Origin of the sequence: Mucilaginibacter endophyticus (assembly GCF_003351025.1) — a bacterium.
Classification (GTDB): Bacteria; Bacteroidota; Bacteroidia; order Sphingobacteriales; family Sphingobacteriaceae; genus Mucilaginibacter; species Mucilaginibacter endophyticus.
On record NZ_QPCG01000002.1, the window covers coordinates 644,255 to 664,799 of the forward strand.

16 protein-coding genes are annotated in these 20,545 nt (G+C 41.7%); 5 read left to right on the forward strand and 11 right to left on the reverse strand.

Features of this window, described 5'->3' with window-relative positions:
• The first annotated feature begins 4 nt into the window (after positions 1-4).
• Positions 5-1,636, forward strand: coding sequence for a RagB/SusD family nutrient uptake outer membrane protein (locus DUL71_RS10245; RefSeq protein WP_114937989.1), 1,632 nt, complete (start codon positions 5-7; stop codon positions 1,634-1,636).
• Between the two features lie 182 nt (positions 1,637-1,818).
• Here the strand turns inward: DUL71_RS10245 and DUL71_RS10250 are convergent, their stop codons facing one another.
• Entirely contained in the window at positions 1,819-2,880 is a 1,062-nt protein-coding gene (locus DUL71_RS10250; RefSeq protein ID WP_114937990.1) for a LacI family DNA-binding transcriptional regulator, read from the reverse strand.
• 188 nt (positions 2,881-3,068) lie between these two features.
• Here DUL71_RS10250 and DUL71_RS10255 point away from each other — a divergent pair, with 188 nt between their 5' ends.
• A complete protein-coding gene (locus tag DUL71_RS10255; protein ID WP_114937991.1) occupies positions 3,069-4,181 on the forward strand; it encodes an acyltransferase family protein in 1,113 nt (370 codons plus the stop codon).
• An 18-nt stretch (positions 4,182-4,199) separates the two neighbouring features.
• Here the strand turns inward: DUL71_RS10255 and DUL71_RS10260 are convergent, their stop codons facing one another.
• On the reverse strand, positions 4,200-4,895 hold the full coding sequence (locus DUL71_RS10260) for a hypothetical protein (RefSeq protein WP_114937992.1): 696 nt from the start codon (positions 4,893-4,895) through the stop codon (positions 4,200-4,202).
• Positions 4,896-5,143: 248 nt separating this feature from the next.
• On the opposite strand from DUL71_RS10260, the gene DUL71_RS10265 reads away from it, so the two are divergent.
• Both DUL71_RS10265 and DUL71_RS10270 read left to right on the forward strand, forming a co-directional pair.
• The gene (locus DUL71_RS10265) at positions 5,144-5,431 is read left to right on the forward strand and encodes a hypothetical protein (RefSeq protein ID WP_114937993.1); all 288 of its coding nucleotides are present in this window, start codon (positions 5,144-5,146) and stop codon (positions 5,429-5,431) included.
• A gap of 169 nt (positions 5,432-5,600) precedes the next feature.
• On the forward strand, positions 5,601-7,103 hold the full coding sequence (locus DUL71_RS10270) for a glycoside hydrolase family 43 protein (protein ID WP_114937994.1): 1,503 nt from the start codon (positions 5,601-5,603) through the stop codon (positions 7,101-7,103).
• Positions 7,104-7,200: 97 nt separating this feature from the next.
• Here the strand turns inward: DUL71_RS10270 and DUL71_RS10275 are convergent, their stop codons facing one another.
• The 3 genes from DUL71_RS10275 to DUL71_RS10285 all read right to left on the reverse strand — a co-directional run bounded on the left by DUL71_RS10275 (position 7,201) and on the right by DUL71_RS10285 (position 11,543).
• A complete protein-coding gene (locus tag DUL71_RS10275; protein WP_114937995.1) occupies positions 7,201-8,103 on the reverse strand; it encodes a helix-turn-helix domain-containing protein in 903 nt (300 codons plus the stop codon).
• Between the two features lie 31 nt (positions 8,104-8,134).
• On the reverse strand, positions 8,135-8,950 hold the full coding sequence (locus DUL71_RS10280; RefSeq protein WP_114937996.1) for an SDR family oxidoreductase: 816 nt from the start codon (positions 8,948-8,950) through the stop codon (positions 8,135-8,137).
• A gap of 91 nt (positions 8,951-9,041) precedes the next feature.
• Positions 9,042-11,543 (reverse strand): TonB-dependent receptor, encoded by a 2,502-nt coding sequence (locus DUL71_RS10285; RefSeq protein ID WP_114937997.1) that lies wholly within the window; start codon positions 11,541-11,543, stop codon positions 9,042-9,044.
• A 179-nt stretch (positions 11,544-11,722) separates the two neighbouring features.
• On the opposite strand from DUL71_RS10285, the gene DUL71_RS10290 reads away from it, so the two are divergent.
• Positions 11,723-12,700, forward strand: coding sequence for a 3-keto-disaccharide hydrolase (locus DUL71_RS10290; protein ID WP_244228733.1), 978 nt, complete (start codon positions 11,723-11,725; stop codon positions 12,698-12,700).
• Positions 12,701-12,787: 87 nt separating this feature from the next.
• Here the strand turns inward: DUL71_RS10290 and DUL71_RS10295 are convergent, their stop codons facing one another.
• From DUL71_RS10295 to DUL71_RS10320, 6 genes are all read right to left on the reverse strand, one after another.
• Positions 12,788-13,627, reverse strand: a complete 840-nt coding sequence (locus tag DUL71_RS10295) for an SMP-30/gluconolactonase/LRE family protein (RefSeq protein ID WP_244228734.1) — start codon at positions 13,625-13,627, stop codon at positions 12,788-12,790.
• Between the two features lie 150 nt (positions 13,628-13,777).
• Positions 13,778-14,026 carry a hypothetical protein gene (locus DUL71_RS10300; RefSeq protein ID WP_154402356.1) on the reverse strand — a complete coding sequence of 83 codons (249 nt, stop codon included), beginning with the start codon at positions 14,024-14,026 and terminating at the stop codon, positions 13,778-13,780.
• A 4-nt stretch (positions 14,027-14,030) separates the two neighbouring features.
• The gene (locus DUL71_RS10305; RefSeq protein WP_114937999.1) at positions 14,031-17,306 is read right to left on the reverse strand and encodes a T9SS type A sorting domain-containing protein; all 3,276 of its coding nucleotides are present in this window, start codon (positions 17,304-17,306) and stop codon (positions 14,031-14,033) included.
• A gap of 445 nt (positions 17,307-17,751) precedes the next feature.
• Positions 17,752-18,339 carry a porin family protein gene (locus DUL71_RS10310; RefSeq protein ID WP_114938532.1) on the reverse strand — a complete coding sequence of 196 codons (588 nt, stop codon included), beginning with the start codon at positions 18,337-18,339 and terminating at the stop codon, positions 17,752-17,754.
• Between the two features lie 180 nt (positions 18,340-18,519).
• Positions 18,520-19,845 (reverse strand): TolC family protein, encoded by a 1,326-nt coding sequence (locus tag DUL71_RS10315; RefSeq protein WP_114938533.1) that lies wholly within the window; start codon positions 19,843-19,845, stop codon positions 18,520-18,522.
• 13 nt (positions 19,846-19,858) lie between these two features.
• Positions 19,859-20,536 (reverse strand): ABC transporter ATP-binding protein, encoded by a 678-nt coding sequence (locus DUL71_RS10320; protein ID WP_112569202.1) that lies wholly within the window; start codon positions 20,534-20,536, stop codon positions 19,859-19,861.
• Positions 20,537-20,545 lie beyond the last annotated feature (9 nt).

Below are 20,545 nucleotides of genomic sequence, written 5' to 3' on the forward strand. Positions count from 1 at the left end.
GCATATGAAAACATATATCAAACTGCTAACGGTGCTGCTCGCCATAGGCGCGGTGCTAAACTCCTGTAAAAAGGACTTTTTGAAGGAAACCGTTTACTCTAAATTCACCCCTGCCGCGCTCAAAGATTCCCTTGCCTTTGAAGCTGGTATAGTAGGTTTACAATACACTTACAACTTGTGGAACAACCAAAACGAAAACCAGAATGGTAACCAGGGCTTTCTGTGTGTATGGCAAATGGGCACCGATGTGGCCTATAACAAAGCCATCGATGATCTGGACCCAATGGCCATACCCTACACAAACTATGAAAAACTTACCTCAAGGGATGTATCGATAGATTTTGTTTGGAGATGGTGCTACCTGCTCATTAACAACGCCAATAATGTGGTAACCAATATTGATCAGCCGGGGTTAACGCTATCAACCGGCTTTAAAAATCGTATTAAGGGACAGGCCTTATTTTACAGAGGATTAGCCTATAATTACCTGGCCACCTTATTTGGCGGCGTGCCCATTATTACCACGCCGCTTACCGCCCCTAAAACTGATTTTGTACGCGCATCACTTGATGACGTAAATAAGCTTATAGTGCAGGACCTTACCTTTTCTAAGCAAAATGCGCCAACAGTTGATCAATTGACAGTAGCCTCGACACCACACAGCGCAATGGCTTCTCAACTACTGGCTGAGGTTTACCTAAGGATGGGCAAAAATCCTGACGCGGAAACTGAATGTAACGCCGTTATCAACAGCGGCTTTTTTAGCCTCATCAAAAACCGTTACGGGGTACACGCCAACCAACCCGGCGACGCTTTTGCCGATATGTTCATTTTTGGTAACCAGCGCCGCAACCAGGCCAATACCGAAGCCATCTGGGTGCAGGAAACAGAAAACCCGGCATCGGTACCTAACGGTGCAGGCCCGGATATTGATAGCAAGTTTCCGGGATATCACTTTACCGGTTCACAACACCGCAGGGCCTGGGGTAGCCGCTATTATAACACACCGGGCATGATCATAGGCGATAGTTTAGGCGGTCGTGGTATCAGTCGTATGGCATTAACCTATTTTGTGCTTAATCTGTACGATAAAAATGACATGCGCAATTCCCAATACAACCTGCGTCGCAAATATTATTATAATGATCCGTCGAGTTCGCTTTACGGCAAACTGGTTACGGGGCCGGGTATTGACACCAACCGAAACATCGTACCCAAAACAAACAAATGGGACCAGTTTGACCCCAACGATGAGTTTGGCAGCAGCATGATCAAGGATATGATTATTATGCGTCTGGGCGAAACCTATCTGCTTAAAGCCGAAGCACAATTTAAACAGGGCAACACAGCAGGTGCCGCCACAAGTATCAACGTGCTGCGTGACCGGGCTCACGCCCCTTTAGTTAATTCAGGACAAATTACAATGGATTTTATATTGGATGAGCGCGTACGCGAATTGATTGCCGAAGAGAACCGCCGTATGACCTTAATGCGCACCAAAACACTGGTTGACAGGGTTAAAAACCGGGGACAAAAGATCACCAGTATATCTGATAAGTATTTGTTGTTGCCGATACCTCAATCAGAAATAGACCTTAATAAGGACGCTCAGTTAACACAAAATCCTGGCTATTAACAGGGTGCACCGTTAGGTACTACCTATTTGTAGAATCATGATTAAATTATTTTTTGCGCCGTAGGTGCTACCCTAATAGCGATTTTTAATCGATATAATAAGGGTAGCCTCTACGAGGCACTAATTTTTATGATTAATTTATCTACAAATAGGTATCCCCTACGGGGAATCAAAACATTATTTTAATTTTTATAATAATGGAAGTTTTCTTTGGTGATGATATCTATCGGCATATAGTTGGTACGCTCGGCGTCACCTAAGCCAAAAAGATGTTTATAAAGCGCCATAATACCGTGGTAGCCTTGCTCTTTAGGGCGCTGGCTGATAATAAATGAAATGGATTCGTTTTCGAGGCAGCGAATATTCTCTTCAATAAAATCATACCCTATCAATATCAGTTTTTGCGGATGATCTGTCAGCACACGCGCCACCACGTTTACCCTGGAATTGGTAACAAACAAAACCCGCGCGTTTGGCGCTGAAGCCAGCGCTTTACTGAGCTGTTTTTTAACCGATTGAATATCGGTGTGGTTGATATTAAGTGTAAGTATCGTATTAGCAATGTTATGTTCCTCAAAATACCTGCGGAACCCCTGCTCTTTTCGTAGTAAATGGTGATCGAGCTCCAGTTCGGTAGAGATGTTCACGATAAATATATCGTCGGTTTCACGTGCCATCATGCTGATGATCTGCGCCGCAAGCCGACCGCTCTGGAACAGATCGGGACCGATATAGCTTAAGCTCTCCTGCCGGGGGAGATCGGAGTTGATAAAAACAAAGGGAATATTGGCTTCTGTCAGCTTTTTGGTAAGCATAAGCGACTCTTCGATAAACGATGGCGCAAGTAATACCCCCTGTAAATCAGCAGCCAGTATCTGCTCGCTCGCAGTGATAAAGCTATTTTTTGAATCTAAATCATAAAAGAAGTGCGTGACGCTTACTCCAAACTGCTTTAACTCGTCCACAGCTTGTGTGATACCCACCAGCGGATACGACCAGTAATTGGTTTCGCTGGATGTTTTAGGGATAAGCACACCAATGTTAACCTGGTTACGCCGGGCTAAAAGGCTGGCCATTTTATTGGGCCTGAAATTTAGTTCTTCAATAATGGCATTAACCTTTTTACGGGTTTCGTCTGATACACCCTTACGGTTATGGATCACCCTGTCAACCGTACCGATAGAGACATTAGCGAGCCGGGCAATTTCCTTAACACCCGTTGAGTTTGAGTTACTTTCTTTCATGTTCAGGCACCAAATATACAGACGAATTGATTTATTCTGTCTTCTTTTAAAAACACAGGCATTGTTATTACAAAACCTTCACAAAACTAAAATAAATCTTAACGTGTACGTACACGTTAAGATTTATTTTAGTTAAATTGCAGAGTATTTCTTATAGAACATTAATTATTTATAAGCCAACCGCATCAATGAACCCGGTAAAAGAGCGCCTCCAATCGTTAGATGTTTTTCGCGGCCTTACTATCGCTGCCATGATCATTGTTAATACTCCCGGCGATCACGATAATGCTTTCGCCCCATTAAAGCATTCGGAATGGAACGGCTGTACCCCTACCGACCTGGTATTTCCCTGCTTTATTTTCATGATGGGCATTTCTATCGTTTTTGCTTTGCAGTCAAAAAAAGATGACCCCGAAAAACACCGTGATATTATTTTTAAAGCATTAAAAAGGATGATTTTGTTAATTCTTATTGGTTGGGGAATTCAGTTGGTGTATCATTTCAGCTTTAGCACCTTACGTTTCCCCGGCGTATTGCCGCGGTTAGGCGTTGTATACTTTTTATCGACTGTGATCTACCTGTACATCCCACAAAAAGGATGGAAATATGTTTTTGGAGGAATTTTAATCGGATATTATATTGTTGTCTGCCTTATCCCCTTGCAGGGTTCCTTTGCCGTAACACCCACGCATAACATCGCTGCAGTTATAGACAGGTTTTTCCTTTCCGAAAAGCACCTCGCTAAATTTGCCTATACAGATCCTTGTGGAATAGTCGGTACCCTGCCTGCGGTTTGCTCGGCTATGGTAGGTTTATATGCCGGCGCGATACTCAAAGAGCTAAAACTATCTGCGAAAAATAAATTCGGAAGCCTTGCCGTAATGGGCTCACTATTTATTATAGCGGGGCTGCTTTTCAATCTGCTCTTTCCGTTAAACAAACCGCTTTGGTCAAGCTCTTATGTGTTATTTGCCGGTGGGATCTGTATGGTAGCTTTCGCGCTTTGCTACCTGCTTATCGATATTAAAAAAATCAAAATGCCTTACTGGATCTTCACGGTGTTTGGTATTAATGCTATTGCCTCCTATGTGCTATCCGAAGTATTGCCTGAACCTTTTGGATTAATTCATATCACAACAGCTCAGGGTAGAATTTCAGGGATGCATATTATTAACAATCTTGTTTTTAAGAACATCGTGGGCCCGCAATGGGCGTCTTTAATTACCGCTATTATATTTACGCTGATAGTTTGGTTACCTATGTTTGTATTTTATAAAAAGAAGATAATCATGAAAATTTAGTGGCGGTGCAAACGCTGATCATTGCTTTGTACTATATTCATACAGATGGTACTCAGTACCTGTATCCGGGATTTTAACCACATCCTTTACCAAAATGTTGTTTTGATAAGTGTAATAATACTTCACTACTCCTACTCCGCCATCAACCTCGGCATCTTCGTAAATCAGATTTTTATTGCTATCATATTTGTAGTTGTTGGTACAATTCCAGCTGCCACCAACCGTTTGAATTTCTTTTTTGAGCAGATTATCATGATAATATTCAAAGCCCGATTTCATATACGCATCTTTTTCCTTGCCGTTAAAGTATGCCGTACTGCTGATGTTATTACCACTGCCCTGATAGGTATTAACTCTTTTTTCGACTAATTGATTTTTTGATTCATAGTCCACTTCCTGTACTAAACGATTCTGTTTATCATAAGTATAAACGGTAAGTTGGTAGCCTTTTCCTTCACAAAATGTTTTCACCTTTTTTGATTTATGACCATTAGCATATTCAAAGCTAAATATTTCACAAAGTGGCTTCTGATGATCTACGTATTGAACCGACTTAATAATATCACCTTTGTCGTTATACAAACTTTCTTCTTCCTTCCTTAGCTTTTTCCCTTTTGCATCCGTTACCCATTTTATTTGCGTTTTATTGGTATTTAATGAGCCAAACGAACATAGAAGAAATAGCAATGACAAGCTTAGAACCGAATATTTCATTGTGACAGGTATTTTATTCCGGCCCGAATATAATAAAATGTAAACCACGTAAAGTAGCCATTACCTACCTGATGTGATTGGATTCTAAGCTATCTGTTTGTTTCTTTTGGTAATACATAATCCCGATTAATTCAGGATATTTACAAACAGGGAGGATTTGATACCGATCACGAGTCGGATTATGTTTACGACATATTTTTTCAATACTTTCATTACCAATCCTAACTGTCGAAAAAAACAAATACCAAATGAAAACTTTAGCAGAATTTAAAGCATCATTAACCGCAGAGCAGCCAGACAACGGGCTCTCTGTACAATTAAAAAGCCTTTGGTATGATGGTAAAGACGATTGGCATCAGGCGCATGCGCAGGTTGATCACTTGGGCGATCAGGCTTCGGCCTGGGTGCACGCATATTTGCACCGTAAAGAAGGAGACATTGGAAACGCCGATTATTGGTACAGTAAAGCACGCCAACCCCGGCCAAATATATCATTGGCCGAGGAATGGGAACAGTTAGTATTACATTTTCTTTAAGATGGACCTTATCACACAAAATAAGGACCGATGCATAAGTCTGTAAGGTTTATCGTGGCTGCATCAATTTGCGTGTTGGTGTAAATCCACATTCAGTCAAAAAAATCGGTTTAGCAATACTTCAATAGCGGAAAATAACGATATTGCCGTACCAAAAAACCAATACCTGATGAAATTACTAACCTTACGTTTTTTTGCTTTCCTGCTTTTATGGGCAACCATAAATCAATGTACCGCCCAAACAACTACAGCTGTTATACCCGGTGATTTTCCGGACCCAACGGTTATTGCTACCCCCAATGGTTATTATGCCGCGGGAACATCATCAGAATGGGCACCGCATTTTCCTGTTTATCACTCAACAGATCTCAAGACCTGGAAACAGGCTGGATACGTATTTGATAAAGCACCCGAATGGACTGTAGGATCATTCTGGGCGCCGGAATATTATCACATTAACAAAACTTATTACATTTATTACACTGCCAGGCGTAAAGCTGATAATGTTTCTTGCATCGGTGTGGCAACTTCAAATTATCCCGATCATGGTTTTACAGATCGCGGAATTGTTGTTGACCATGGTAAAGAAGCCATAGATCCATTTATATACAATGACAATGGACAATTGTATATCTCGTTTAAAGCATACGGCCTCGATAACCGCCCTATCGAACTCCTGGCTTGTAAACTTTCGGCAGATGGTTTGAAAACCGAGGGAGAAATGTTTTCCCTCCTCAAAGACGATAAACGCGCGGGCATGGAGGGACAAAGCATTTTAAAAAACGGGAAATATTACTACCTGTTTTATTCTGCCGGAGATTGCTGCGGCGTACGTTGCAGCTACCATGTTAAGGTAGCAAGGGCAACCAGTTTTGCGGGACCATATGAAAAATATGAAGGCGAAGAATTGTTGAAACCCGCGCCAGGATGGAAATGCAGCGGGCACGGAACATTTGTTAAAAGTACTACCGGACAATACTTTTATCTATGCCACGCCTACAATGAGCACAGTGAGGTTTTCACGGGTCGCGAGGGCATGTTAGCTACGCTTTCGTGGCCTAAAAACGATGGATGGCCTATCATGAAAACCGTTGCTACTCCGCATCCACTTCCCGAAATACATGATGCCTTTACTACTAATAAGCCCGCACTTTATTGGCAGTACGATTTCCACAATGCCAGTCCCGTTGTAAAACAAGGTAATGGAAAGTTTAATTTATCGGGCCAGGTGTCTGAGAAAAATAAGGCTGGGATTGTATATGGCGTGCGCCCGGTATCCGATAATTTCGATATGACTGCGACTGTATCTAACAGCAATAACGCGCTTAAAGGCCTGGCCTTTTATGGCACTGTCAATTCGGCTTTAGGAATTGGCACCTCGGGTAAGCAAGTGAAATTATGGATGATTAAGGATGGTAGTTTTACTATTATTGATTCTGTTACCATAGCGTCTGATGTGCCTGTACGCCTCAAATTCAGCATGGCACCCGACAGAACCTGCAAAGCTTATTACGCCGCACCAAACCAGGATTGGAAAGAAATATATGCCGGAAAAAGTATTCCTGTAGATTTTTTACCGCAATGGGACCGGCCTCAACGTATAGGCCTGTTTTTTAAAGGCAAGCCAACAGAAAGCGCGCAATTCAGCACATTTGATATTGTCAATAAATAAAGTTTAGGGGCAAACTGTCCAACCCCAATTATAATAACAAAGACGGCCTATAAATGACCGTCTTTGTTATATCAATTTCAGACCTCCAAAAAACCAATCAGTTGTTACTTCGGTATGCTTTTGGCGTAAGGCCGGTTTTGCTTTTGAAGATTTTTGTAAAATGTGAGGGATGATCAAACCCAAGCTGATAGGCAACTTCACTAACCGACTTACCCGTTTCCCACAGTAACAATTTTGCCTTTTCGATAAGCTGTAAATGAATATGCTCAAGCGTTGTTTTGCCGGTATATTTATGCAACAAATCGGACAGGTAATTAGGCGAAATATTGAGCTTCGATGCAAAATATTTCACTTCCGGTAAGCCATCGTTAACCAGTGTTTCACGTGTAAAATATTCATTCAGCAATAATTCAAAGCGCTGCACAATGTCATGGTTTACCTTCGCCCGCGTCAAAAACTGACGATCATAAAAGCGGTTACAGTAGCTTAACAGTAATTCGATATTGCTTACTATTAAGCCCTGGGTGTGCTTATCTATATTTTGTGAATATTCCCGTTCAATTTTTTTAATACAATCCAGCAGCACTTGCTTTTCCTCGTCCGAAACGTGCAGGGCTTCATTCAGATCATACAGAAAAAAAGAATACTGATGAATATTTCGCCCAAGCGTAGTGCCGTTGATCAGATCCGGATGAAAAAACAGGGCCCAGCCCTCCTCTACCTGAACTTCCGGATCCGAACTGATCACCTGTTCGGGAGCGGTGAACAACAGCGATCCTTCTTCAAAATCATAAAGCTGCCTGCCATAATGCAGGCTGCCTTTGAAACTCTTGCATGAAACGATATAAAGCGACATTTGGTAAGCCTCGCCTTCATCCAGCAAATTATGCCGGATTGTTTTAAGATCGATAACCGAAACCAGCGGATGACGTGGCGTACCACATTGATAATACCGGTGCAACTCATTGATGGAACGGATACGGATCAGTTCTTTTTTCATTTTTAAAGATATGAAATCTCCTTAAAGCGTATTAACCAAAGAAAACCTGATCAAAATGCTTGCGGAATGCCTCGGCTCCCATCTCCGTCCGGGTTTTATATAAAGCTTTTCCATCTTCACCCGCAATATATCTTAGCTGATCTTTACCGTCCGTCGCGGCTTCAAAAACCACTTCGGCTATATCCTCGGCAGGGGTAAGGTTTTCAGGAAGTAAAAGATGGCTCATGATATTGTTTACCTTATCAATTGACGGCTGATAAGCTTCAACCTCACGAACACCATGCGCCATTGAACGGCCTACGTAGTCGGTTCTGATACCGCCCGGTAAAATATTTTTAATGCCGATGTTAAACTTCGAAAGCTCAAAATACATACTCTCGCTAAACCCTTCTATCCCCCATTTGGTTGCATGATACATGGAGCTGAACGGAAAGGCCGTCATACCGCCCATAGATGATGTTGTTATAAATAATCCGCCACCCTGTTGTCTGAAATGCGATATAAAAGCTTTGGTTACCCTGATAACGCCTAATAAATTGGTGTTTATCAATCCTGCTATCTGCTCGTCGTCGTAACTTTCTAACGGGCCGAATAATCCATGTCCTGCATTATTGAATACTACGTCAATCATTCCTAGGCCGGTAGCTTTTTCAACACACGCTGTAATTTGTTTTGGATCATTAACATCAAGAGGCAGTAAGGTAACATTTGCTAATGCCGATAGTTCCTGCTCATGTTGAGGTGAGCGCATGGTTGCTATAACGTTCCAGCCTTTGCTTTGAAATAATTTGGCGGTAGCTTTACCCAGGCCAGATGAGGCACCGGTAATAAATATTGTCTTTGTCATTGTTTTAATTTTTAATACAATACAAAGGTGGCTTTATACCGGGCTTTAAAATTATATGTTTCTCTGAATTACTTATACATTTCCCGGATGCTTATTTACTGTCATTATTGCTTCCACTGTCTTTGAGGTCATCATTATTGATGGTCTTTTTCGGTTTTTTAGGTTTAGCCTGACTAAGGCCGCCAATGCGGTAACTAAACCTTATCTCGAAACTGCGTACCTGTGTTATGTTAACCGCCTGCTGGCTGATATTACCCGAGTTAACCACCGTAGGCACGTGAAACCCGTTAGTCAGGAAGTTATCAAGCCCTATGCCTATGCTGCCCTTTTTCTTGGCGAAATACCTGTTAAAGCTAACATTGTAAACCCCAAAACCTCCCTGGTAGCCCTGTAACTGGATCTGGCGTGAACGACGGAATGTGAAAGCCTGAATAGAATATTTATCCGACAGATCATAGCTACCGAACAAACGGTAGTTAGCTACCCAACCCTGGTTATTAGCGCGAAACAATGGATCAGGGTCCTGGTTATCGAGGCTAAGGTGATACATATCTACACCACCATTAATACTTAATTTATTGATTGGGGATAAATTGAATGAAAGGCTTAACCCGTAAGCATCCTGTTTGCCTAAGTTTTGGTACGATGTCCTCACCGTATCGCCGCTGCTTGTCCTGATAGTTTGGATAGCATCGTTGGTAGAGCGCATAAAGGCAGATACGTTAATGCTATTGTTTTTGATATGAGTGCTGTAGCCCAACTCCAAGTTATTGGTATACTCGGGCGAGAGCGCCGGGTTTCCTACAGTAACGTTAAGCGGGTTTGATGCCTGGATATTAGGGTTTAAAAACTCAAGCGACGGGCGCTGAATCCTGCGTGTAAAACCAAACTTGATCATATCGCCATTATCAAACTTACGGGCCAGGTTTACACTTGGTACCAGTACACCGTAATTTGGAATATTAACTGATGAGCCGCTGTTAAAATCAGCCGTAATGTTGGTATACTCATACCTTGCACCGGCCTTAAGCGTGTAATTTTTAATAGGCGAAAGCGTATATGACAGGTAACCGGCCGCTACGTTCTGCTTGTAGCTGAAAGCGTTTGATAAACTGGATGATGATATAGGCTGGTAGTTAAGCGAACCATCTGCTGCAGAAAAATAGGTATAATCACTGCTTACCGTTCTGATAATATCTTTGGCGCCAAACTCCAGCAATTGGTTCTTGAATGTAGGTGTTTGGTAATCAGCCTCAAAAGTAAGTTCTTTATTAACGCTGTTATTATTGTTTTTTAGTCCGCCGGTTGCCGCGCCACTGCTTTGATCCAAATAGATATTCTCGAAATTGTTATTCCTGTTATTCTGGCTGTATTCGGTAAGTATACTGAACTCGCGCTCTGGCTTTTTGCCTGTAAGTGTATAAGTAAGGGTTGCGTCTACCTGGTTGGAGTTATTGGTGATCTTGTTCTGCTGCAGCATAGAGCTTGTCAGTTCATCATTAAGATAACTTTGTGTCAGGAAATTATTTTGCGTTGTGGGACGGTTATTGGCGCCTATTACCACGCCCAGGCTAAGCGAGTTATGTTCGCTGATATCATAATCCATACCAAAATTATACCGGCCAAACAACGATTTATTTTTGGTTGTAGCACTTTGCGTAGTAAGGTAAGTATCATTTGAAGTAAGGCTGCTTACGGTTTGGCTATTGCTGAAAGAGCCCGGCGAATTGTAGCTGCCACGACCAAAGCCGCCTAACGAAAAATTAAACTTGCCTACTTTATAACCGCCGTTGAGGCCAAGACCCGATCCACGGGTTCCGGCTGTGCTATTGATATTGAGCGTAAGCCCCTGTAGGGTATTTTGTTTTAATACGATATTAATGATACCACCCGAACCTTCGGCATCATACTTAGCCGATGGAGAAGTGATCACTTCCACACTCTTAATCAGATCAGCAGGGATTTGCTTCAAGGCATCTGCCACACTGGCCGACATCATAGCCGATGGTTTACCATTAATAAGCACCTTGATATTCTGGCTACCCCTCAGGCTCACGTTGCCATCCATATCTACAGAAACCATAGGCACGCGTTTCATCACATCAGATGCGTCGCCACCACGTGCTGTAAGATCATTTTCGGCGTTATAAACCGTGCGATCTATCTTTTCTTCAACCAAGGCTTTCTTTGCTGTTACCTGCACTTCATTCAATACTTTAGCGTTGGGGCTCAGCAAAACACGACCCAGCTTTTTTGATTCACCATCGGCAAGATTAATTCCCGATATGGTTTTATCGGCATAACTTAAAAAACTGATCTTGACGTTATATATGCCCCTGTTTAATTTTCCGATAGAAAACTTACCATCTGTAGCTGTAAGCGAGCCGGATACTATTTTACCGTTGCTTTGGTCAATAATGGTTACCGTAGCATAATCAACGGGTTTACCACTTACCGAATCAAGCACCGTACCCGAAATACCGGATGAAAACTCATCGAGGTTAGAAGTTATGTTGTTTTTTACCCGGCCACTTGCATAGGAAGCTAAAACCACCAGGATGAACAATATGAAGAGAGAGATTTTTTTCATCATTACTATTTATTACCGGCAAAAGAACCCAAAATCACAAACTTCCTAAACCGTAATAGACCGTGGGCAAAAACTAATCGACGTACAGCTAATAGTTATCGAAGTGTGTGTGTCAGCTTGACACATCAAAAAATCGATCGTTTAGTTAAAATATTGAATGTTAGTTTGTAGATTTAAATATTATGAGAAACCAAACTACCACTAACCAAACCAAAACCTACCAATTTTTCCGCATGCAGGTTATCGCTGCATTGTTGCTTCTGATAATTTCGGGGGCAAAAGCGCAGCAGATAAAAGATCCTGCCGTTATCGGGCGCTGGGATATCACTATGGACAAAGGCGGCAAAAGCATTCCTTCCTGGCTGGAAGTTCAGAAATCAGGTACGCACACGCTGATTGGCCGTTTTACTTATGCATTCGGGAGTGCGCGACCGATATCGGAAGTAAAACCAAATAACGGAAAATACAGCTTCTCTATCCCTCCACAATGGGAAGAAGGAAACCGCAACATGGATTTTGAGTTTGAGGTTAAGGGCGAAGAGTTAAACGGCACGATGGTTTATACCGATGGCGTGACTTACCATTTTACAGGTGTGCGTGCACCGTCAATGACCCGGACAAAAGCACCGGTATGGGGTAAACCTGTTAAACTGTTTAATGGTACAGATACCAAAGGCTGGCATACCGATGGCAAAAATCAATGGGTAGTTGAATCCGGAATTTTAAGAAGCAAACACTCCGGTGCCAATCTTATCACCGATCAAAAATTTAGCGACTTTAAATTACATATCGAGTTTCGTTACCAGAAAGGCAGCAACAGCGGCGTTTATCTGAGAGGGCGTTATGAGGTACAGGTAATTGATACCAAAACCGGCGAACCGGAACCAATTAATAACCAGTTTAGCGCCATTTATGGTTTCCTGCCTCCTAATAAAATGATGGCAAAAAACGCCGGCGAATGGCAATCATACGATATTACCCTCGTAGGCAGGTTGGTTACAATTGTAGCTAACGGCACTATGGTAATATGCCAGCAGGAAATTCCGGGTATTACAGGCGGGGCTATCGACAGTAAAGAAGGCGAACCAGGTCCGCTATTGATTCAAGGCGATCACGGCCCTATCGATTACAGGAATATCGTTATTACTCCTGCCAAATAAAATACTTGAACTAAAAAAAGAAGCCCTGCCAACTCAGTTAGCAGGGCTTCTTTTGCGTTACATAAGCCTAAATTACCGACCGGTATATTAATTGGTTATTAGTTTGTATGCCACTACTTTCTTCGAAAAAAAGGTCGGCATGTATAAAATATGATTAACGGTATCATAACCCAGGTCGGCAGTACTCATCTTTTGCGCTTCTGAATCAAGCAGTACTTCTACTTTCCCATCCGCAGACACATAAAATATATGCCCTGACCAGCAGGTGATCAGGAAATCGCCATTCCCAACCGGTTCAAGGCCATCACCATTGCAAGTAATCGTGGCAATCTGTGTTAAATTACCTTTGCTGTCGGCTTTCATAAACTTCGGCCCGCTCATGATATACAGGTCGTTATCTATTGCTTTAAGCCCGTTAACACCGGTTACCTGGGTTAAAAAGGTGGTTACCTTTCCTTTTTCAACGCGGTGGATCTTGAAGGTTTTGCTATCTGATACATAAACCACGCCTTTTGAATCAACAGTAACATCATTTAAAACTTTAGCGCTGTCGATAGCTATTTTATTGATCACTTTGCCGGTTTTGATATCAATAACAACAAGTTCAGACAAATCGGCTACATATAATTTGTCGCCAAACCGTCCCATGCCTTTAGCAGAGTTTAAGCCTGTTGTAAAATCAAGGTCGATGATTTTGCCATCCAAACCTATTTTGGCAACCCCTCCTTTACCAACGGCGGTGCTGGAGTTTCCACCAATTTCGGATACGTATAAAATCTGTTTTTTAAAATCCGGTAAAACCGATTCAGGGACCCGTACAACGGAATCGGTTTCCCAAAGCTTCTCCAACCGGTGGGTTTGGGCCGAAACGCCCTGTACCATAAATGCCAATAAAGCAGGCAATACGCATTTAAAAAAGTGTTTCATAGCAGGTTGTTTTATTGGTCAAGATACAGATAATAGCACAACCGATTGTATATCAATATGATTTATTTCTGTAATAAAACAACACCGCTTTGCTTAGGAAGACAGCAAGTAATTTTTGAGGAATATTTTAATGGAACTTAAATACAACCATTAAGCCCGTTGCTCAAGGCTTGTATTTGATTTATTCTGCCGGATCAGGTGCCGCGCGGTAAACACTACGGCTACTATCATTAACACCCATACCCAGGTATCTAAGGGACAACCATCAGGTCCGCCATCATTACCATCACAAAGCCCATCGCCCGGATCCGCAAAGGTTAGGGATACCGTAAGCAAATTTATTATTGTAAAAGCTATTATGGATTTCCATTTTGATACGATCATAGATAATACACACATACTGTTATTGTTTAAAAAACATTCCACTTCCAATTCTATCACCCGTGCTTTCATTAACCGCAACTACTATGTAAAGGCCCCGGCTCAAACCGGTAACGTTTTCCTGTATAGTGTTTGTGCCTGTTGCTGATAGTTTTTTGACAATTGCCCCCGAAGGACTAACTATATTTATCTTAACCTGATTGGCAGATGTTTGTTCTAATTTTATATTAACCGTACTGGCCGAGACTACTGTTGGATAAACCAGGAACTTATTTACACCCGAACCGGGTTGTATTTGAAAAGTGAGCTTATCAGACAGTTTAGTTTCGCCGGTCACCAGGTTCTGACTGAGCCTGTAAATGACCTGACCTGTGCCGGGCGTTGGATCGGTATAAGTATATTTGCCCGCACCTGTTGACCGCAAACTATCTATAGTTAAAAACGTCTTGCCGCCGTCTGCGCTTTTCTGAACACCGAAACCTGTAAAATTGCTCTCGTTATCGGTGTCCCAATTTAAGGTTATACCCTGGGTAACTTTTTTTCCAGTAAAGCTAATCAGGCGGTAATCATGTCCCGGAACGATGCCGATAGAAAGGTAAAACCTGTCATGCGCATAGCTGGCCGCATTCGACTCTACCTTGAACGCGTACTCATCATTATGAACAACATCAAGAGAATCATTGGTGTATTTATCTTTCAGGTAGATGGAATACCTTGGATCGATATTCTTTTTTATTGGTGCTGTAAGCTTGTATGTTCCATAATTAGAGAAGGTAACAATCAGGTTCACCCGTTTTAATTTTTCGAGATTGCCTGTGTAATTGGCAAAACAGCCTATTGAATCGCTGCTTAAAGAATAAAACAGATCGCCCTGACCCGATGGTTGATAATAAGGAGCGTCTTCACCGTGGACAAATTTAGCAGAAGCATTTCCATCAAAGTTAATATCGGTAGAATTATGTATTACCGTATCCTGCGCCAATTCCATCGTAAGACGCGGCAAGGTGTTTTCAATATCATTGTTTGTGGTATTTGACGCAAACGATGCGGCGATATTTTTACCAGGATTACCCACTACGTTAAATACCGGATTAGTAGGAGGACTATAGTTTGAGTATGGAACTTTCATTGATTCATCAAATTTGATACCTACAGCACCTGAGGGGGCCAGAATAAAAAAGCCTTGTCCTGATAAAGCATATCGACTTGCGCCCGTGCCTGCGGAATTTGTACTGGCGTCATAAAGGGCAAATTTGGTAGATGAGCTGTTGGTTCCGGTATTAGCATCCTTTATCAGCATATAATAAAATTTATGTGTGATATTGGTAGTGGTATTAACTGTATTTGCCAGATATAATGCACGAAGGTCAATTACCGAAGCATAAGGATTTCCAATAAGGTTTAAACCTTGCTTATTAGCATTTGAATGATAAGAAAAAGTAGTTGGTGCCCCTACAGCAGCAGCAGTATAATAAGTAGGCGCGGTATTGGGAAAATTAACAATATTGGCTGTCAACTGAGCATTAGTAGCGCCTGTTCCTTTGATAACTGCTCCAAAAAAGTTTAATGTAGCGTTGTCTGTTGCCGGGAATGGCCTTACAAACGGATTCGCAACACTCCTGCTTCCTCTAAAATAATAAAGGAAACCGTTAGCAGCAGGCAAACCCTGGCTTGTTGAACTGAACGGTTTATATTCGTTCCCCACTACCATGTTTACATCAGTTGATGTGGGTGCATTTTCATCGTAAACAAAAACTGATGGGCTATTGCCTGTAGCTGTAGCGTTATCAAAGCCATTTGCCGAACCTCCCGGGCCTGTTATAAAGGTGGTTGCAATAAGCGGGATAAGATTATATGTAGCAACACCAGTGGCAGAGTTTGTAAATGTAGTTGTCGTATTCGTTACAGGTGATGACATCAGCATATAACGGCGTAGTGTACCCTTCACATAACGTTGAACATTGATGCTGCCGGTAATAGAGCCGGCTGCGAGGGTGCCTATGCTCGCGTCACCTGCAGAAGTAGAAAGTAACGTAAGTGCTGTTGTAGTGGAAGTTGCGTTACCCACCGCGAGTATGGCTGAAGTATTAACGTTTAAAGTATAGGTGGGCGCAATAGTAAATTTGCTACCTGAGGCCATTGTTTTGGTTCCACCTGTAGTAAAGGTTACATTGTAAAAAGCTGTGCCATTAGTGGTAGCATCAGTGAGGGTTTGCGTTGTACCGTCAAATGATATTAAAGCCGCCGAATTTGGTGTAAAGGTGCCGGTGTTGGTATAGTTGCGCGCGATGGTCACATTCCCCGCTCCCATTGTCATTGTTCCTGAATTATTAATATCACGATTAATATCAGTTGTGCCAGCCCCTCCTGTTATCGTAGATGTATTATTCCAATCGGTGCCAACTATGGTAGTAGTAGTCGCATTGGCAAATGTTGTCGGTGTGCTTGTAGTTAAAACCGAATCTATTCGGAATGTACCCGCCCCGGTACCTATCTGAGCAGTACCACTGGAGGCATTTATAGTAACATTATCATATTGGGCTATTGAGGTGTTAATGGTACCACCACCAGTACCAAAGCCCGCTGTACTTGTAGTATAAACAGTTGGAGACGCCGCTGTATAAATCACGGTACACTTACCGCCAGCTGTCGACGACCCATTAAAATTCACTGACGCATACGGAGTTGGAATAGATGGCAATGCATTAGCATTGGTTAAAATGAGGGTAGGATTAGATACAGTGTTAGCGACTTTATAAGTAGTGAAGGAATTAATAGTGAAATAACCAGCATTTAAAGATGTGCTGCGATTAACAAAGGTGATTTGCCCCCCAATCGTCATTGTCCCGCCTTCCAAACGTACACCGCTTCCATTTTGAGCCAACACATTAATATTTATATTTACATTATTAGTAACGTTAAGCGTTTTTACCTCCAAAAACAAAAAAGCCTGGTTAGAAGTAGTTACGTTAGATGTATTGCCAAATACAATATTTGTACAGGTAATTGAGCCCGTGCCTCTAATATCATTAAATATAGTACCATTAGTACTACCTGTATAATCCTGGGCTATATTGCCGGTAACCGTTAAGGTTGAGTTTACCGTTAAAACTGTACCAGTTAAAGTAGTACCAGTTAAAATAGCTCCGGCAGTGCTATTGTACTGCTTTTGTCCAAAATTTATTGACGCTACCGTAATGTTGGAAGCTAATGTTGGCTGGATAAGATATGGGCCCGATACAACCCCAAAATTAACAATATCGTCTGTTCGGTTGTTACCACCGGGATAAAGTTGCACAGCTGTTCCCGTTCCCGTAACCGACCAATTACTTGTATTTGTCCAGTCGGTTGTCAGCGCACCGGCAGTCCAATTAAACGTGTAGACCGCAAGAGCTTTACCCGTAAAAAAACAAAGATTTAGAAGAATTAATAGAACTGGTTTATATGATATTTTTAAGACGGCCCTCAAGCGCATAAGTAACCTTCATTTATTATTAGTTACTTTTTACGAAGAAATTTCAAAAAAGGTTTCCCATCAAAATATAAATTAACCATTAATTAACAACATATAGCTCTAAAATGATCACTCATCTATTCATTAGTTGGTTTGCATTCAATAAATGGACAAAAAACAAAGGCCTTTGATCCGGGTTAATCAACAGTAAAATTCAAAATATCGCCTAAAGCAAAAAAAGACCCGCCGTTCCCGGCAGGTCTTCCTATATTTTTTAATAAGCTGAGAATTATAAAGAGAATAATTTATAGGCTAAAGAAAGGCTAAACAAGCTTACGCGCGTATGTGAGTTATCATTGCCATAAGGAATTTTGTTTAAACCACCTTCGTAACGCAGGTCAACAGAAAAACTGCTGATATCAACGCCCGCTCCTACCTGGATAGCATAGTTGGCATCTTTATACCTTAAAGCGGTTGCATCATTGAAAGCATTGTCCTTACTTGTAGTAAATGAAAGCACAGGTCCACCATAAAACCTGCCGCCCAAGCCTAAGGCGCCAACTTTAGCACCAATTAACAATGGAACATCAAAACTTTTAAAGCTTTGTTTGTTTGAAACACCGCCATTGTTTACAGTAACGCTTTTATCAGCAAAATAAAGTTCCGGCTGAAAAATGAAGCCTAAGCCGCCAATACGTGCCCAGGCACCAGCCTGGTAGCCTGCTTTATTATCATTGTTAAAAACGCCGTTAGAGGGAAAAGTTGAATAGTTTAAACCGCCTTTTAAACCAAAAGAAAAGCTCGGTATAACCTGCGCTTTTGATACGCCGATTGACAGTAAAAAAATAGAGAAGATAAGTAAAATTGATTTTTTCATTTTTATTAGGTGTTTGGAGTGATGTATTAATGTTTTGCAAGCAATATTGTTTGCAAAACTGGCGCTAAAATAGAAATATCCGGCCAAACCCAACCGATAAGTTCGGTAAAAGTTTAACCAGATATTTAACTGTTAATCGGTAATAAAAGTATAGGTTTTTATTAATCTTAAACAATTACATCAAAGCGCTAAGTTGCCCTGGTAGTAATCAAGTATTTTGGTACGGATAAAATAATCATACCGTGCATTGATCAGGTTGGTATTAGCCTGGTCATAGTTTGATTTGGCTATTACAAAATCAACCGAAGTAATGGCGCCCGAATTAAATTTAACTTCGGCAATCCGGTACGATTCGGCGTAGGCATCAACCTGGTCGCGCAGTAAATGATAGCGCTCAAGTGCCGACGTCATATTGATATAAGCCTGATCGATATTCTGCTTTAACTGGATCTTTGTAAAATCATTATTGTATTTAGCAGTTTGAAGATCAATACGGGCCAGCGCTACTTTATTACGGTTCTGAAAATAGTTCAGAACAGGAATGCTCAACCCAACGCCAAAACCCGAACTGTAGTTATTTTTTAATTGCGAATAATAACCTGTATTACCGGTACTTGAGTAGTTGGTTGCCAATGACCCGAATGCCGAGATAGTTGGCCATAAAGCACCTTTGGCAGATTTCACTTCTTTTTCGGCACTTTTTAACCGCAAATCGTAAGCTTTAACCAATGCCAGATCGTTAAGTGCTTTAGCATAAATCTCCTCTGCATTTTTGTCGTAGCTGCCGGGTAACTGATCAGCTGATAAGCGGGCGAGTTTAACGCTCTTATCCAATGGCACATTCATAATCTGTAACAAGTTGATCTTCGAAATACCCATTGCGGCTTTGGTGTTAACCGCGCCTATCTTACTGGTAGCCAGCGTACCTTTTAAATCATACAATGTAGCAGGCGGCGTAGCACCATCTTTGTTTAATATTGCTAACCTATCTACCTGTTTCTGGGCTTGTTCAACCTGTATATCGGTTGCCTTTAGCAGATCTTCATTATCAAGCACCTGCAAATAGGCAGTAATAACATTTAAAGTAACCAGATCCTTCGCCTGTTGAAAATCCATTTTACCAGCCTGGTATGCCAATGAGTAACGTTTGATATTGTTAATAAGGCTCATGCCGTTAAACAATGTCAGGTTACTGTTCAGGTTATACTGGGCATACGTAATTTGTTGTGTTACGTAGTTATAGTTTGTTGGATCCTGGCTACGGCCATTACTTATGTTATGACTTACGTTGCCATTGATTGAAGGCAGCAGGTTTTCACGGGCCTGGTTATAGGCAATTTCCTGTGTTTGCATTTGCAATTCGCTCTTTTTTACATCGAGGTTGTTTTTAATTGCAAGATCAATACATTGCTGTAAAGTAAGCACAGAATCTGCCGGGGCCTGGCTGTAAGCCTTTAAGTTTCCAAATACAACAAGACCGAGAAATAGTAATTTATAGTATCGCATTTTATTATTGAGTTCAGAGTTTTCTTGATGAATCGATCCTGCCATCCAGCAAATCGATAATGCGCGAACCGTATTCGGCATTTTTTTCGGAGTGGGTAACCTGTATAATAGTTACGCCATCTTCTTTGTTAAGCTTACGGAACAGCTCCATGATCTCCTCGCCTTGTTTGGAGTTAAGGTTACCGGTAGGTTCGTCGGCCAGTAACAATTTTGGCTTGGCGATAAGCGCGCGGGCTATACCAACCAGTTGCTGTTGCCCGCCTGACAACTGCGCAGGGAAAAGGTCTTTTTTACCAACGATGCTAAAGCGGTCGAGCATATCGGCTACCATAGCTTTACGCTCCGCACTTTTAAAATCCTGGTATATAAGCGGGGTTTCAATGTTCTCGTAAACGGTAAGCTCGTCAATTAAGTGATATGCCTGGAAAACGAAGCCGATGTATTGTTTATACAAAGCCGAACGCTGCTTTTCTTTAAGCTGATGCACAGCATGACCTTCAAAGTAATGGTAACCATCTGATGGCTCGTCAAGCATACCGATGATATTTAGTAATGTTGACTTGCCCGAACCTGAAGGTCCCATGATAGAAATGAATTCGCCTTCGTCAACCTCAAGGCTCAGATCGTTCAGGATGATGTTTCTGTTGCCCCCTACCTGGAAATACTTTGAAATATGCTGCAGTGATAACATTTTTAATTA